Genomic DNA, 14928 nt, shown 5'->3' with positions numbered 1-14928 from the left:
CTCCATGAAGTGGAACGATTAACCTTTATTTATTCCACTTCTATTGATTTCCCAACAAGAAGTGAAACGATTAGCTTCCAACCAACCAGTCACTCTCCCAAAAGATTTCCATATACTCCAAATTCGGCTCGAACAAGCACAAAAAAAGCAAGCGTTTTCAGCTTGCTTGAGAGCAGATCCTTATGAGGTAGTCAGGATTATGTAAAAAAAACGCCCTAAAGAAAGAGCGTGCTTTTATGTTAGAATTCGATGAGACCTAGGCTTATTTGCAAGGCATCATCCACTTTTTCCATCATTTCGTCATCGAGATGGGTTATTTTATCGGTTAGGCGCTGTTTATCAATTGTTCGAATTTGCTCTAAGAGAATTACTGAATCTCGTTCAAAGCCATAACGTTTCGCATCAATTTCTACATGTGTTGGCAGCTTTGCTTTTTGAATTTGAGCTGTAATCGCTGCAATAATGACTGTGGGACTAAACCGATTCCCGATGTCGTTTTGGATGACAAGTACAGGACGGACGCCGCCTTGTTCAGAACCAACAACTGGGGATAGGTCCGCGAAATAAACGTCACCACGTTTAACAATCAAAGGATTACCCTCCGCTTACTAGACGTTCTACTGTATGTTCTGCCTCATATTCTGCCTGAAAGCTTTCAGATGCAATGGTTAAATTTATTTTAGCCATTTCCATGTAACCGCGTCTCATGCCTTCGCGAATCTGTCTCTTTTTTCGTTCGCGCAAATACATTTTTGTCGCTTGATAAATAAATTCGCTGCGATTCACATTGTCTTGCTTAATATAGCCATCTAATTCGGTTAAAAGATGTTGCGGTAATTCAACTTTGATTTCTGTAGTTGCGCCGGATTCAGACACAAACATACACCTCCACCATCACTACACACCATTTTATCTTTACCATTTTTAATAATAACACTAATAATGCCCAATGAATAGACCAAATAGCAATTCTTCTGTATTATAAGCCAAAAAAATAGGCTTTTATGCATACAATACAGACAATATTAAATTTATATTTGACTTTTTTATCTAGTCAACTTAAAAACCTTAAAGAAGATAGTTTTTCGAATCAACAATTTGGCCTGCTTTTTTGTAAAGACGCGGTACCCTACTAGCAATGATACATGGGATTTCGTAATTAATTGTTTCAAGTTTTTTAGCAATTTCATTAATTGAGATGAACTGTTCCCCGTCTCTTCCTATCAAGGTAACTGTAGTACCAATTGGGATATTAGAAGGAAGCCGCACCATACATTGGTCCATACAAATTCTTCCGACAATAGGGGCACGTTTTCCGTCAACTAATACTTCTTGTCCTTGAAGTCTTCGAATCCAGCCATCAGCATAACCGATTGGAATTGTCCCAATCCATTCTTCATCACTTGTTTCATAGGTTGCACCATAGCTTACCTTTTGCCCTTTTGGCAGCTTTTTCACATGAATCAGGCGTGAGCGAAGTGTAAATGCTTCCTTTAACGGAACAGGGATTTCCGGCTCCATTTCCGGTGAAGGTGTTAAACCATACATGGCAATACCTAAGCGGACTGCATTAAAGTAGGTACGTGGAAAGCGTAATGTTGCAGCACTATTGCTGCAGTGAACGTATTTAGGCTTCTTGCTTAGAATGCTCAACATATCCTGAAATATATCAAATTGTTTTTGAAAATATAATTCATCCAATTCATCTGCAGTTGAAAAGTGAGTGAAAATACCTTCAAAATTAAAACGCTCTTCATTTTGAAAAAATTGTTCGATTTCCCTTAACTCTTCCTTACTACGGATTCCAATCCGTCCCATCCCTGTATCTAACTTTACGTGAACAGTTAAGCTTTCATTCTCACTCAAATAACTTTTTGCTTCCTGAAGCCATTCCATTTGAAAAACGGTTAACGTAATTTGTCTTTCAGCAGCAATTGGAACATCTTTAGCACGAGTTGCCCCTAACACTAGAATCGGGGCTTTTATTCCTTTATTTCTTAACGCAATTGCTTCATCGAGAAAGGCAACGGCTAAATGGGTAGCACCTGCTTTAAGCGCCGCTTCCGAGACTTTAATGTCACCATGCCCATAAGCATTTGCTTTTACCACAGCAATGATCTCAACTTCTTCTGGCAGCAGGGACTTTATTGAAGTTATATTTTCCGATATACAATCCAAATCCACTTCTGCCCATGAATCCCGATAGAAATACTCCATTTTTACACTTCCTACATTCAATCGAAAAGATTGTATTTAATTTATCCTATTCGATTATTAAACTCACTTAAAAGAAAGTCAAATGATTCACTAAAAAAAGCGGGCCCATTTTTTGGAACCCGCTTTTACTTCTTTATTTCCCCATATCACCTTGAACAGAACCGGCCACTTCGATCAATTCTTCTTTCGTTAATTTTTTCGAAGCAAGCATATAATCAACCCCATCTTGGGACCAGCTAATGGAGTGGTCCGTAAGTGCACCAATTGTGAAGCCTAGATCAATCGGCTGTCCTTCTACAGGGGTAGAAGTAGTAGGTGTTGCTGAGGCTTGCTTGACCGATAATTTTTCTTGAACGAGTGTAAACGGTTTTTTGCCATCATAGGTAAGGACTACTCGCTTTCCGTCTTCGATTTTCACATTCTTTTCTTCTTTTAATTTGTCACCAGGAATTGCAGCAGTTGGATATTTAACTGTAAAGGAATTATCTTTCACCTTTGCCATAGCTGGAAGATTAAGCTGGGCGCGAGTCATATTTTTATTCATGTCAAAATCATTCTTGTCAAAGCTTGCATTAAATTTTGTTTTTGAAAATTCAACCGTTACAAGAGCATTTCGATCAGGGTCCATCACCTTTACTTCTGCAGGTGATAAGTCGTTTTTATTCAGCTTAATTTCTTGGAATGGAAGCATTTTATTATTTTGATAGCGTGTTTTGGTTTCAAAGACATAATAACTTTTCGTTGAGGAAAACTTTGCGCCTTTATCTTCTAGTATATCCTTTATTAATGATTCGTATAAATAAGCCTGACTGCTATTTTGCGGCCAATCGCTCTGGAAGCGGAAGCTCTTGTTAAGGGCTGGGGTTAATACAAATACCCCTTCATCATTCCTCAGGATCATTTGACTTTGGTCTTTTGCTGCATTTTTCAAATTAACGCGATAATAGGTAGGGTCTTTATGCCAGATTTCAACGTTATACACCTGCGAATCCTGACCCATTTTCAACGTCATTTTTGCGTTCACTTTATAACCCGAGAGATTATCGAGCCTATTATTTAACTCTTTCACCACATCATCCTGTGATTTCGTTCCACATGCAGTTAAAACAAAAATGACCATCAGTTCGGTAAAGATCAGCATTACTTTTTTCCTCAATCATTTCAACCCCTTCTTGTCTCATTTCGGTTAATTTTGAGAAGAGCAAAGGCAGGGTTCAGGCTTTGATGAAGTCAGATTATTTGCTGTGATTAGAAATGTAAAAGGTTTATTTTCCATGAGTTCATAGCTGACCTTGTCTCTCCTAGTTCCCTATGAATATATGAGACAAGTTTTTGGAATATGACATGAGGTTGGCAAGCTTTAGTTTTCCTCAATGATTACTTGAGCAACGGCATATTCTCTGCTGTGGGAGATCGACAGATACGTCTGACCTTCGGGTTTAATAATGAAAGGCTTTCCCATGCTATCGGTACTAATTTCAATATCCTGGAACGATAATTCTTTCCCAATTCCCGTTCCATTTGCTTTAGAGAATGCTTCCTTGGCAGCAAACCTTCCAGCCAAAAATTCCGTTTTTCTGGCGGCAGTTAAAGTTTCAAACACCTTAGCTTCACTCGGGCATAAAACCCGTTCAATAAACTTCGGCTGCCGCTGGATTATTTCTTCAACCCGTGAAAGTTCAATAATATCAATTCCAATTCCTTTTATCATCAGATTACATCCTTCTATTTATATTCCCATTTGCATAATAGTGTATAAGACAACCATTCGGTAAAGCTGATTTAAAAAGGCTGTGTAATAAGTAAGTTATTGATTTTTTAACTGTTGATTGGAGCGAAGGGCACTTGACTCCTGCGGGAGTACGGGGCAGGGGAGACCCCACAGGCGCCTAAAGCGCCGAGGAGGCTCCCCGCAACGCCCGCGGAAAGCAAGTGCCTGGAGCTGAAATCAACAATCATCTTAACACAGCCCCTAAAAGTAAGGAGGACCTTATGTTTACAAGGACAGAAAGCTTTCGAGAGTTTCTTCGCTTATATCCTATCGTTAGTTTCATTATTACCATCCATATTATATTATATCTCTTGTCCATATTACCCTTTTTCCCGAATCAATGGTTTTATGAAACATTTTCGGGAGTTAATTTATATATTATGGAAGGTCAGATATGGCGACTGATCACACCTACTTTTATGCATAGCGGCTTTTCACATATGCTTTTTAATAGTTTTTCTCTCGTCTTATTTGGCCCTCCACTTGAACGGATGCTTGGGAAAGGCAGGTTCTTGTTCGTTTACTTGGTTTCTGGATTAATTGCAAATATCGCAACTTTACTCCTCGAGCCGTTGACGTTTATCCATGTTGGCTCAAGCGGCGCCATTTTTGGTCTATTCGGTTATTATATTTCCATCCTTATTTTTCGAAAAAGGTGGATGACAAAAGAATCTTCCCAAATTATCTTAACACTATGTGCTGTCAGTCTTATTATGACGTTTATACAGCCTAATATAAATATAACAGCCCATCTATTCGGCCTGATTGGAGGTTTTTTATTAGGCTGCATTCCCTATTTTAATAAAAGAGATTGGAATGACTCGATGCGGGATGTCCGAATCTGGACAGGAAGGAATACCAGGAGGTTTTCTACCGAGTCCCCTTTAAGGATTATTATTTGGGGTGTGATTATCTTGTTTTTCCTTATAGGATTTTGGGCACAACGATAAGAGGATGATTCAGACTTAGCGAATCATCCTGAATAAAAAATTATCTGATTTCAAAACTAGATTTATCAATTATGGTTACCCCTTCTCTCCCTTGCATATCATCCATCAGCTGAAAAAGGGCCGCATCTTTTTGTTTTGCCTCGATCATGCAATAAATTTCAGGTATTGACCCTTTTATCCTGTCAAGAAAACCAAGAAACAAATCAGGGTCAACATAATTAGCATGTGCTCTAAATTCCTTCTCTGAGCGCGGACTTGAGATATGCATCTTAATGGGAAGCTTGGATTGACTCCAGGTGGAGATGACCCGCTCCCAATGCTTTTCCCAGTCTTCTTCTTCATGATTTGCTAAATGATGGTGGTAATCGAACACCATTGGAATTCCTAATTTTTCACAAAGATATAATGTTTCATTCATGGTAAAGGTGGTATCATCATTTTCCAGCATGATCATTTGCTGAATACTTTGGGGAATGTAGGCCCAATTGTAAATAAAGGATTCTAATGCCTTTTCTTTATCCTCATACCCACCGCCAACATGGATCACACAACGATGCTCAGGATCAATGTCCATTCCCTTCAGAAGTCCTTTATGCATGGACAATGTTTGGATAGAATTCTTCAATGTATCCTTTTGGTGAGTATTAAGCACAACGAAATGGTCGGGGTGAAAATCAATACGTGAAGGATGGGCATGGATATAGTCCGCCAACTTATTTAATGGCTTTTTTAACGGTGTAAAGTAATCCCAATCAGACAGTTCCTCATGATTGGCAAGCGGAATAAGCCTTGAGCTCAGCCGAAAAAAATGAATTTCGTTTGCCGTGTTATGCTTTAAAAGCCGCAAGCAGTTTTCTAAATTTGTGGTTGCAATTCGTTCAAGCTTCCTTATTGCCGCTTCCCGATCCTTCAACTGTTCAAATTGGGTAAATGTCATTGTTTTAGATGGGGAACAGTTTTGCAGCTCAACACTCATGGCCACATAGCCCAGCCGCACAATCGTCATCGCAAATTCCTCCTCAAGGTTACTTATGTTTAATGTTCCCTCTGAAGAAAAAGATACCCCGCTGACTTACTCCACGGGGCAAGCCCACGTGGGTTCTCACATATAGTTTCTCGCAAGCGTACATGGAGTCAAACTCCCATCGGCGTTATGCACTTGCTATAAGGGTGAAAACCAACAAACAAGCAGTCCGATAACAAAAAAGAGCATGGATTCATCTCCATGCTCTGCTTATTAATGATTATAGGTTCTTGGTTTTTGCTTGCCTGCTCCGCGTTTTTCACCTGAGCGTGGCTTCATTTGACCCTTGTTCCGTCTTGAATCGTGGTTTCTCGAGTCATTGCTTCTTCTGCTGCGATCCTGTGGTTTACGATCTCTTCTCGATGGAAGAGGCTGCTCTTCAGTTAGCTTTACAGGTGTTGTATCTGGTTCTTTGGTTAGCATTTTCAAAACTGCTGCAGCGATAACGGATGAATCGTAATTTTCGAGAAGTTCCTCAGCTGCTGCCTTGTAATACTCCAAATTATTCTCTTCAATTGTTTGGACAATCTTATCCACAACTGCTTTTTGCTGACCTTCCAATGCTTCTGCCAAGGTTGGCGGCGTCATTCGCTCCATTTTGGCTTTCGTTGTTTTTTCTACAACCGCAAGATAGGACTTTTCACGTGGAGTAATAAAGGTTAAGGCTACCCCAGCATTACCTGCACGTCCTGTACGGCCAATACGGTGAACATAACTTTCAGGATCCTGTGGAATGTCAAAATTATAAACATGGGTAACACCGGAAATATCCAAGCCCCTTGCCGCAACATCGGTAGCTACAAGCACATCTATCGAGCCTTCTTTAAACTTACGAAGAACAGATAAACGTTTTGCTTGGCTTAAATCACCATGAATACCTTCTGCAGTATAACCCCTAAGGTTTAACGCTTCAGCCAGCTCATCAACACGACGTTTTGTCCGTCCAAAAATAATAGCCAATTCTGGCGCTTGTATATCAAGTAGTCTTGTCAAAACATCAAACTTATTCTTTTCCTGAACTTCCAAATAGTACTGATCGATGAGAGGAACTGTCATTTCCTTTGTTTTCACACGGACAATTTGAGGGTCCTTCATAAATCTTTCTGCCATTCTCTGGATCGGCGCAGGCATCGTCGCAGAGAAAAGTAATGTTTGCCGGTCAGTTGGAATTTGAGCAAGGATGGCTTCAATATCTTCAATAAAGCCCATATTCAACATTTCATCTGCTTCATCTAGGATCGCAGTATGAACATGGTCAAAACGGATTGTTCTTCGATTAATATGATCAAGAACACGTCCTGGTGTTCCCACAATAATATGTGGATGTTTTTTTAATGACCGAATTTGCCGCTGAATGTCCTGACCACCGTAGATCGGAAGAACACGCACTTTTTTACCCGCTCCAATTTTATAGAGCTCCTCTGAAACTTGGATCGCAAGTTCACGAGTCGGGGCGATAATAATTCCTTGAATAGCATCCACGTTCAAATCAACTTTTTCAACTAATGGAATACCAAACGCTGCAGTTTTACCTGTACCAGTTTGAGCTTGCCCAATTAAATCTTTGTTTTGCAGGCTTAACGGAATTGTTTCTGCCTGAATCGGAGTTGCTTCCTCAAAGCCCATTCGAAGGACGGCCTTTAACGTCGCTGAACTAATACCTAACTCTTGAAACTTTGTCAATTTTTTCATTCTCCTTCATCTATATACAAATATATTTTACTTCGTGTAGAAAATTCTGTTCCATAAAATTACTACTTTTAAGTACTCATCACTATTTTAGCAAAAAAAAGACATTCCTCCATAGGAGTATGCCCTAAATTTCCCACACTTTAGACATGCTGAATACAATCTTAGCATTATACCTTCTAAAAAGCAATAAACCATAAAGCATTAGGATTCTAAGCTTTAGGAAAAAGGGCTACTTTCTCCGAAAAAACAGATATGAGGTTGTTTCTATTATTTTTCTTTAATAATGTTTAATTCATACATATGTTGCGAAGATCAACATTATTTTTGTAAAGAAGCAACAATTTCCTCAAGCTTCATCCCACGAGATGCTTTTACAAGAACTAACGTATTTTGGTCAACATGTCGTACTAATTCCTTAACCAGTTCCTGCTTATCTGTAAAAACAAACACCTTACCATCGCCTAATCGGTTACGTGCTCCATTTGCAATCTCAATCCCTAATTGCCCATACGTAAACAGCACATCGATTTTTTCAGGATTTAGCCCTTCACCAATTTGACGATGATATTGCTTTTCCTGCGGTCCCAATTCAAGCATATCTCCAAGAACAAGGATTTTTTTCTCATATCCTTGGAGGTTTGATACTAATTCAATTGCTGCCATCATTGAAGTAGGGCTGGCATTATAGGCATCATTGATTACTTTTTCCCCATGTTTGCCTTCAACAATTTCCATCCTCATATTGGTCAACTTTACCTTTTTTAAACCTTCCGCCATTTTTTCAAATGGTATTGAAAAATAATGGGCAATTAACATGGCAGCCAGTGCATTCATAATGTTATGGGTTCCTAAAACAGGCAAATCAAAGCTTTGTTTTGACAGATTTATATTGAATACACTGCCTTCATTTGTTTGGGTCATTTCAGTCGGAAAGATGGTATTCGTGTCACTACGTCCAAATGTTTGTAATTGGACATTCGGTTTGAATTGGTGAATTCTCTCCATTAGCAATGGTTCATCCCCATGTAAGACAGCCAACCCTCCCGGCTTAAGTCCTTGCATAATTTCCAGCTTGGCCTCTGCAATCCCTTCCCTTGAGCCAAGATCAAGTAGATGTGATTCACCAATATTAGTAATGACAACTGCATCGGGACGTGCAAGCTTTGTTAAAAATTCAATTTCCCCTCTGCCGCTCATTCCCATTTCCAACACAGCAATTTCTGTCTCTTCCTTCAAACCTAATACAGTTAAAGGAAGACCCAAATGATTGTTTAAATTCCCTTCTGTTTTTTGGACTTTATATTGGAGGGACAAAAGATTCGTTGTCATATCTTTTGTTGTCGTTTTTCCATTACTGCCGGTAATACCCACCACTTTTACAGCCAATTGTTCTCTGTACTTTCTTGCAAGTTCCTGTAATGCCGTTAAGCAATCGTCCACGATCAAAACAGGCAGATCAAGCGGAGGATTTGGAACGTCCTTTTGCCAAAGAGCAGCAGCTGCACCTTTTTGAATCGATTCCGCAACATACTTGTGTCCATCTGCATGCTCTCCTTTAAAAGGAACAAACAGATTTCCTTTTTCAATCTTGCGCGAATCAATGGATACTCCTGTAATGTTTACGTCAAAAAATGAAGTAAGGTTGTTTTGCACAGGGATCATTTCCACTATCTGTTTTATCGTTCGCTTTATCATGTTTTCTCCTCCAAAGTATGGAATGAATAAAGTGACACGGCTTTAAGCCGTGTCCTAAGTTGTTTAAACCGTATACTTAATCCGTTGTTTTTCTGCATGCCGTTCAATGGCAAGAGAAACAAGACGTTCAATTAAACTTGGATAATCAAGACCGGTTTCTTTCCACAAAAGAGGGAACATGCTGACAGGTGTAAAGCCAGGCATTGTATTTACTTCGTTAATCAACGCCTTTCCATCCTTCGTCAGGAAGAAGTCGGCACGAACGAGTCCGGAGCAGTCTAATGCTTTAAATGCTTTAATGGCCGTCTCTTGAATCTGAGCATACTCTTCTTTTTTGATATCAGCTGGAATAATTAAAACCGTACTTTCATCTTCATATTTCGCTTTATAGTCATAAAAATCCTTTTTAGGAACAATTTCTCCTGCAACCGAACATTGCGGTTCGTCATTGCCAAGGACAGCCACTTCGACCTCACGGGCAATAACACCCTCTTCAATAATCACTTTACGGTCAAACTGGAATGCTTCAGCAAATGCCGCTTCTAACTCTGCACGGTTCGTACATTTACTAATGCCGACACTTGAACCAAGGTTTGCGGGTTTCACAAAGCAAGGATAACCAAGTTCATTTTCAACAGTTTGATAAGCGTCTGTTTTTGCTTTTTCCCATTCGCTGCGAATAAAAGCAACATAATTTACTTGCGCCAAGCCTGCTTGGGCAAAAATATTTTTCATTACAACTTTATCCATTCCAGCAGCAGAAGCAAGCACTCCATTTCCTACATATGGAAGGTTAAGTAATTCTAGTAAACCCTGAACCGTTCCATCTTCTCCGTTTGGCCCATGCAATAGCGGGAAAATAACATCAAGCTGAGCATCATTTTTTTCAGATTGAAAAAGAGTTGATGCGAGCGCCATCGGTGATAACTCATTTCCATTTGAAAACTCAAGCTCTTTCACATCTTTTGCCGGCTCCACTAATTGCGGCCCTTTAATCCATTGTCCCTGAGTGTTTATGTAAATAGGATAAACTTCAAATTTTTCCAGATTTAATGCTTTTATAACAGCGAAGGCAGTTTGTAATGATACCTTATGCTCTGCGGATTTTCCCCCGTATAATAAACCGAGTTTTGTTTTCATTGTATACCCTCCAATTTTTCATTCGCCTTTTATTTTATCACTATCTATAAATAAAGAAAGAAAATCTCATTCCTAGTTTTTTACATATTTTCTTATTATTTTATGTCTTGAACAGCTTGATTAAAAACTAGTTTTTTATGTACCCCGTTTAAAGAAAAAAGTGAAAAACCTCTCCGCATGGCCAGAGAGATTTTTCATGAAACCTATACGATATACAGCTTCCACTCTTTTGTTTTTTTATCAAAAATGATTTTAGCGTGGCACTCTTCGTTTGAGATTGTTTCGTATTCTTCGTACATGTCATCCATATTAGCAAAGTCACCAATCACCCAAATCGGTATTTCAATCCGACCGCGCTGGTTATCAGCATCCTTGATGGAAATAACGATTCCCTCTTTAATGAATGGTGTTAATGATAGGAGAATTTCTTTATTGACGTTAGGATACATCCTTTTTTTGCGAATACCTAATAAATTTTTTTCTTGTTTAAGCTTGCCTAACTTACTCGCAATGCTAATGCTTAATAATTGAAAGAAATCTTTAAAACTGCGGTAATAGGTTTTGTTAAACCAGCCATCATCATGTGCGAGGTAGACAAACCGATTATTTAACTTGCTGTAAAATGGCAATTTCAAATGATGCTTTAGATGTCCCAGATATAGTATTTCAGCTATTTCTTGGCCAGTAAGTTCATTTAAGCCTTCCTCTTCAAAAAAATCAATCCAACAAAAGTCCCCGAATCGGTAAACATCTTCTTCTGCTAATTTGGAAACCCGATCCTCAGGACAATATTCGAGTAATGCGTGCATGTTAAAATCAGTATCATCAAAACGATGCTTTAATAAGAGCAAGTTATTGAGTGAATCTGAAAAAGTGTAGGCAAACTCCTCAAATTCAATACCATACGAAAGAACATACTGATCAGCTTGGTTGAGATGGACATAGATGAGATCCCGTACGTCTTGATGATGTTTTTTCAAAGCGAAACTCCTCCGATCATTAAAGAAGGCACAAAAAGCCAATAGCTGCTATATGTTGAAGCTGACGTTATCAAGAATAACCCTTGATATCTGATAACTTTAAGTGGTTCTACAATTATGTACCTAATTTTATCAAAGAATAGGCCAAATAGCTTATTTCATTTATTTTACAAATTAAATATAATTCGAAACTATATTTCATATTATTTGAAATAATACTGTTAGTCCAAAAATCTTTTTGTACCTTTGTTATTTTAACCACTTTAGCCGCTCCCAATTGCGATAAAATATTTATTGTTTTATTTCATTATGGTTAAATTTGTTATAAACTTAAGAAGAATTTTTAATTAAGCGAAGGTGAAGTATGTCAAATTTTATCTATTCGGTTTTAATGGCATTATCGTCCTTAGGCTATTTTGGAATTGCCTTAGGGCTCATGATTGAAATTATTCCAAGTGAAATTGTATTAGGCTATGGCGGCTACCTTATTTCTAAAGGAGCCTTAAATTATCCCTTGGCTGTTATTTCTGGCGTCATTGGCGGAACAATTGCTCAATTATTTTTATACTGGGCTGGATACTATGGGGGCCGTCCGTTTTTAGAGAGATACGGAAAATATGTATTAATCAAAAAGAAACACATCGATGTTGCTGAACAATGGTTTGAAAAATTCGGCGCCGGTGTTATTTTTTCAGCACGTTTCATTCCAGTGGTAAGACATGCTATTTCGATCCCAGCTGGAATCGCCAAGATGCCGATAAGCAAATTCGTTCTCTATACAGTAGCAGCCATTTTACCATGGACCATTTTGTTCCTTTACTTAGGAGAAGTCCTCGGGAAAAACTGGGCCAACATTAAAACATATGCCGAGCCATATGTGCTGCCATTCATCATTGCCGCTGTCATAATCGGAGTCATCTATTATTTAATTAAACGCAAAAAATAAAACCGCCGATTGGCGGTTTTATTTTTTAAAATGGTATGGAAGCGTGGATATAATTACATTCTTTTTAAAAATGAGATAGGTTCGTATCAAAAGGCTAGATTGATTGTGCAAGATATTATGCCAGCTCTTTTTCGTAATAAATTGCGGGATTAACACAGTAACTCGATAATTATTTTCACTCGCTCTATGTTCAACAGTATCAATAAACTTTGAGAGCGGATGAAGAATACTCCGATAACGAGAATGTAAGGTAACCAGGCGAACGTCTGGCTGCCACTTTTCCCATTTCTCCACAAAACGCTTTTCATCCTCACGATCAAAAGAAATATAAACAGCAAAAATTTGATCTGTTAACGACTTTGCATAATTAATTGAGTTCTCAACAACTTTGGTAATCCCTGCTACAGGAACAATAATGACATTTCCTGCAATCGGAAGTGCAGGTGAGTCCACTTGTATCCTTAACTGCTCACCAACTGCTTCATAGTGTTGATTAACCCTATGAAAAATATAAACCATTACTGGCAAAAAGATAAAAACAAACCACACCTGGGAAAATTTTGTTACAAAGAATATGATTAACACCGTTAAAGTGATTAAAGCCCCAATTAGATTGGCTGTTAATTTCCCAATCCATCCAGGTGATCTTTCCCTTACCCATTTTAAAATCATCCCTGTTTGCGATAAGGTGAAAGGAATAAATACCCCAACTGCGTAGAGTGGAATTAAATGCTCTGTTCGGCCATGGAAAGTAATAATTAACAGAATGGAGGCAACGCCAAGCGAAACAATTCCATTTGAATACCCCAGACGGTCCCCTCTAATCGTAAACATTCTCGGCATATATTTATCGCTGGCAAGGTTAAAGGCTAATAAAGGAAAGGCCGAAAAGCCCGTATTGGCTGCCAGCACTAAAATAAGAGCAGTTGTACATTGGACAAAGAAATACAGAAAGTTACGACCAAACGTTGTTTTAGCGATTTGTGAAACAACCGTTTCTTCTGGTTTAGGTGATATCCCATAATAATAGGCTAGAAAGGTAATACCCGAAAATAAAAGTGCTAATAATGAGCCCATCAAAATTAATGTTTTGGCAGCATTTTGCGGTGCCGGTTCTTTAAAGTTCGGAATGGCATTAGAAATGGCTTCAACACCGGTTAAAGCAGAACACCCAGATGCAAAAGCTCTTAATAATAGAAATAATGAAATACCTGCCACCGGGGTTCCAATGTTTGTATGCATCACAGCAGGGACACTACCGGTCAAGATTTTATAGATTCCTGCCCCACTTAAGACAAAAAGAGCAAAGACAAACAAATAAACAGGATAAGCTAAAATGGTTGCAGACTCGGTAATACCACGAAGGTTTAACAGTGTAATACATACAACTAATATACATGCAATTAAAACCGTATGAGGATGGAGGCTTGGAAATGCCGAAGTGATCGCATCTGTACCAGCTGATACACTAACCGCAACGGTTAAAATATAATCAACAAGCAAAGATCCTCCGGCAATCAAACCAGCATTTACGCCGAGGTTTTCCTTAGAAACGACATATGCCCCTCCACCATGAGGATAAGAGAAGATTATTTGTCGATAAGACAAAATTAAGGCTGCTAATAGAAACAGAACCCCGACTGCAATTGGAACAGAGTACCAATAGGCAATGGCCCCTACTGTTGCCAGTACGATTAGGATCTGCTCTGTTCCATATGCTACTGACGACAGTGCATCCGAGGATAAAACAGCCAAAGCTTTAAGTATATTCAACTTTTGATGACCAAGCTCTGTCGACTTTAATGGACGACCTATTAAAAAACGTTTAATCGCAGAGAGCATAACGTTCACCCGCCACATTTATAATTAAATCCCGCTTGATTTTATCACAACTAACTTAAGGACATGTTGTTTTTATTTCGACAAGAATGACCATTTTACGACATTCTCCAAAAGAAAAAGCTGTTTGGACCGATCTTTGGCAGATCTCCAAACAGCTTATCATCAGTTTTGTAGAAATCCTTCTGCTTCTAGCAGCTTTTCTTTAAAAGATGTCCGATTTCCTGCGTATCCAACTAAATCCCCGCTTTTTCCAATAACCCGATGGCATGGAATAATGATTGGGATCTGATTCGCTTTGTTTGCTTGTCCAACCGCTCTGACAGCCTTCGGATTACCAATCAGTTCAGCCACTTCAGCATAGCTTCTCACTTCTCCGTATGGAATTGTCAGCAATGCCTTCCAGACTTTTTTTCGAAAATCAGTTCCTTCAATTGAAAGAGGTAAATCAAATTGTTTTCGTTTTCCATTGAAGTATTCATCTAATTGACGAATCGCCTCACCACAAAGTTCCTGGTTCTCCACAATCTCGGGATTATTTTTGAGATACTCCTCCCATTGGTCATCGAAGATTTCAATTCTTTTGATGCCCGATTCATCTGCGATAACACGAATGGTACCAATTGGTGATTGATATTGGCCATAACCTATTTTCATAAGTTTCCCCTCTTTAT

At 38.8% G+C, this 14928-nt stretch carries 14 protein-coding genes; 2 read left to right on the top strand and 12 right to left on the bottom strand.

The genetic code is table 11. The features are described from left to right. Positions 1–239: 239 nt before the first annotated feature. The 5 genes from ndoA to acpS all read right to left on the bottom strand — a co-directional run bounded on the left by ndoA (position 240) and on the right by acpS (position 3928). Positions 240–590, bottom strand: a complete 351-nt coding sequence (gene ndoA, locus RCG17_RS14395) for a type II toxin-antitoxin system endoribonuclease NdoA (RefSeq protein WP_308170901.1) — start codon at positions 588–590, stop codon at positions 240–242. 4 nt (positions 591–594) lie between these two features. After that, a complete protein-coding gene (locus RCG17_RS14390) occupies positions 595–876 on the bottom strand; it encodes a CopG family ribbon-helix-helix protein (RefSeq protein WP_308170900.1) in 282 nt (93 codons plus the stop codon). A 192-nt stretch (positions 877–1068) separates the two neighbouring features. Then, positions 1069–2217 carry an alanine racemase gene (gene alr, locus RCG17_RS14385; protein ID WP_308170899.1) on the bottom strand — a complete coding sequence of 383 codons (1149 nt, stop codon included), beginning with the start codon at positions 2215–2217 and terminating at the stop codon, positions 1069–1071. Between the two features lie 133 nt (positions 2218–2350). Next, complete coding sequence (locus tag RCG17_RS14380) at positions 2351–3373, bottom strand: LolA family protein (RefSeq protein WP_308170898.1); 1023 nt, start codon at positions 3371–3373, stop codon at positions 2351–2353. A 204-nt stretch (positions 3374–3577) separates the two neighbouring features. Further along, a complete protein-coding gene (gene acpS / locus RCG17_RS14375; protein WP_308170897.1) occupies positions 3578–3928 on the bottom strand; it encodes a holo-ACP synthase in 351 nt (116 codons plus the stop codon). Between the two features lie 281 nt (positions 3929–4209). On the opposite strand from acpS, the gene RCG17_RS14370 reads away from it, so the two are divergent. Continuing rightward, positions 4210–4938: a rhomboid family intramembrane serine protease gene (locus RCG17_RS14370; protein ID WP_308170896.1), complete on the top strand. Its 729-nt coding sequence runs from the start codon at positions 4210–4212 to the stop codon at positions 4936–4938. Positions 4939–4978: 40 nt separating this feature from the next. On the opposite strand, the gene uvsE is transcribed toward RCG17_RS14370, so the two are convergent. The 5 genes from uvsE to RCG17_RS14345 form a co-directional block, all read right to left on the bottom strand. Next, positions 4979–5944, bottom strand: coding sequence for a UV DNA damage repair endonuclease UvsE (uvsE, locus tag RCG17_RS14365; RefSeq protein ID WP_308170895.1), 966 nt, complete (start codon positions 5942–5944; stop codon positions 4979–4981). A 231-nt stretch (positions 5945–6175) separates the two neighbouring features. Next, positions 6176–7645: a degradosome RNA helicase CshA gene (locus tag RCG17_RS14360; protein WP_308170894.1), complete on the bottom strand. Its 1470-nt coding sequence runs from the start codon at positions 7643–7645 to the stop codon at positions 6176–6178. A gap of 327 nt (positions 7646–7972) precedes the next feature. Continuing rightward, a complete protein-coding gene (gene murF, locus RCG17_RS14355; RefSeq protein WP_308170893.1) occupies positions 7973–9349 on the bottom strand; it encodes a UDP-N-acetylmuramoyl-tripeptide--D-alanyl-D-alanine ligase in 1377 nt (458 codons plus the stop codon). Between the two features lie 63 nt (positions 9350–9412). Continuing rightward, positions 9413–10489: a D-alanine--D-alanine ligase gene (locus tag RCG17_RS14350; protein ID WP_308170892.1), complete on the bottom strand. Its 1077-nt coding sequence runs from the start codon at positions 10487–10489 to the stop codon at positions 9413–9415. Positions 10490–10692: 203 nt separating this feature from the next. Beyond that, positions 10693–11469 (bottom strand): hypothetical protein, encoded by a 777-nt coding sequence (locus tag RCG17_RS14345; RefSeq protein ID WP_308170891.1) that lies wholly within the window; start codon positions 11467–11469, stop codon positions 10693–10695. A gap of 364 nt (positions 11470–11833) precedes the next feature. On the opposite strand from RCG17_RS14345, the gene RCG17_RS14340 reads away from it, so the two are divergent. Then, entirely contained in the window at positions 11834–12415 is a 582-nt protein-coding gene (locus RCG17_RS14340) for an undecaprenyl phosphate transporter UptA (RefSeq protein ID WP_308170890.1), read from the top strand. An 18-nt stretch (positions 12416–12433) separates the two neighbouring features. Here the strand turns inward: RCG17_RS14340 and RCG17_RS14335 are convergent, their stop codons facing one another. Further along, positions 12434–14257: an APC family permease gene (locus RCG17_RS14335; RefSeq protein WP_308170889.1), complete on the bottom strand. Its 1824-nt coding sequence runs from the start codon at positions 14255–14257 to the stop codon at positions 12434–12436. Between the two features lie 162 nt (positions 14258–14419). Further along, positions 14420–14911 (bottom strand): methylated-DNA--[protein]-cysteine S-methyltransferase, encoded by a 492-nt coding sequence (locus tag RCG17_RS14330; protein WP_308170888.1) that lies wholly within the window; start codon positions 14909–14911, stop codon positions 14420–14422. Positions 14912–14928: the final 17 nt, after the last annotated feature.

Source organism: Neobacillus sp. PS3-12 (genome assembly GCF_030915385.1).
In the GTDB taxonomy this organism is placed as follows: Bacteria; Bacillota; Bacilli; order Bacillales; family Cytobacillaceae; genus JAEVLT01.
This window is presented reverse-complemented; position numbering and strand designations above follow the sequence as displayed.

Excerpts from the sequence above, each read along its gene's own strand:
- alr (WP_308170899.1), bottom strand. The coding sequence starts at position 2,217 with ATGGAGTATTTCTATCGGGATTCATGGGCAGAAGTGGATTTGGATTGT.
- acpS (WP_308170897.1), bottom strand. The coding sequence starts at position 3,928 with ATGATAAAAGGAATTGGAATTGATATTATTGAACTTTCACGGGTTGAA.
- RCG17_RS14370 (WP_308170896.1), top strand. The coding sequence starts at position 4,210 with ATGTTTACAAGGACAGAAAGCTTTCGAGAGTTTCTTCGCTTATATCCT.
- uvsE (WP_308170895.1), bottom strand. The coding sequence starts at position 5,944 with ATGACGATTGTGCGGCTGGGCTATGTGGCCATGAGTGTTGAGCTGCAA.
- murF (WP_308170893.1), bottom strand. The coding sequence starts at position 9,349 with ATGATAAAGCGAACGATAAAACAGATAGTGGAAATGATCCCTGTGCAA.
- RCG17_RS14350 (WP_308170892.1), bottom strand. The coding sequence starts at position 10,489 with ATGAAAACAAAACTCGGTTTATTATACGGGGGAAAATCCGCAGAGCAT.
- RCG17_RS14340 (WP_308170890.1), top strand. The coding sequence starts at position 11,834 with ATGTCAAATTTTATCTATTCGGTTTTAATGGCATTATCGTCCTTAGGC.
- RCG17_RS14335 (WP_308170889.1), bottom strand. The coding sequence starts at position 14,257 with ATGCTCTCTGCGATTAAACGTTTTTTAATAGGTCGTCCATTAAAGTCG.
- RCG17_RS14330 (WP_308170888.1), bottom strand. The coding sequence starts at position 14,911 with ATGAAAATAGGTTATGGCCAATATCAATCACCAATTGGTACCATTCGT.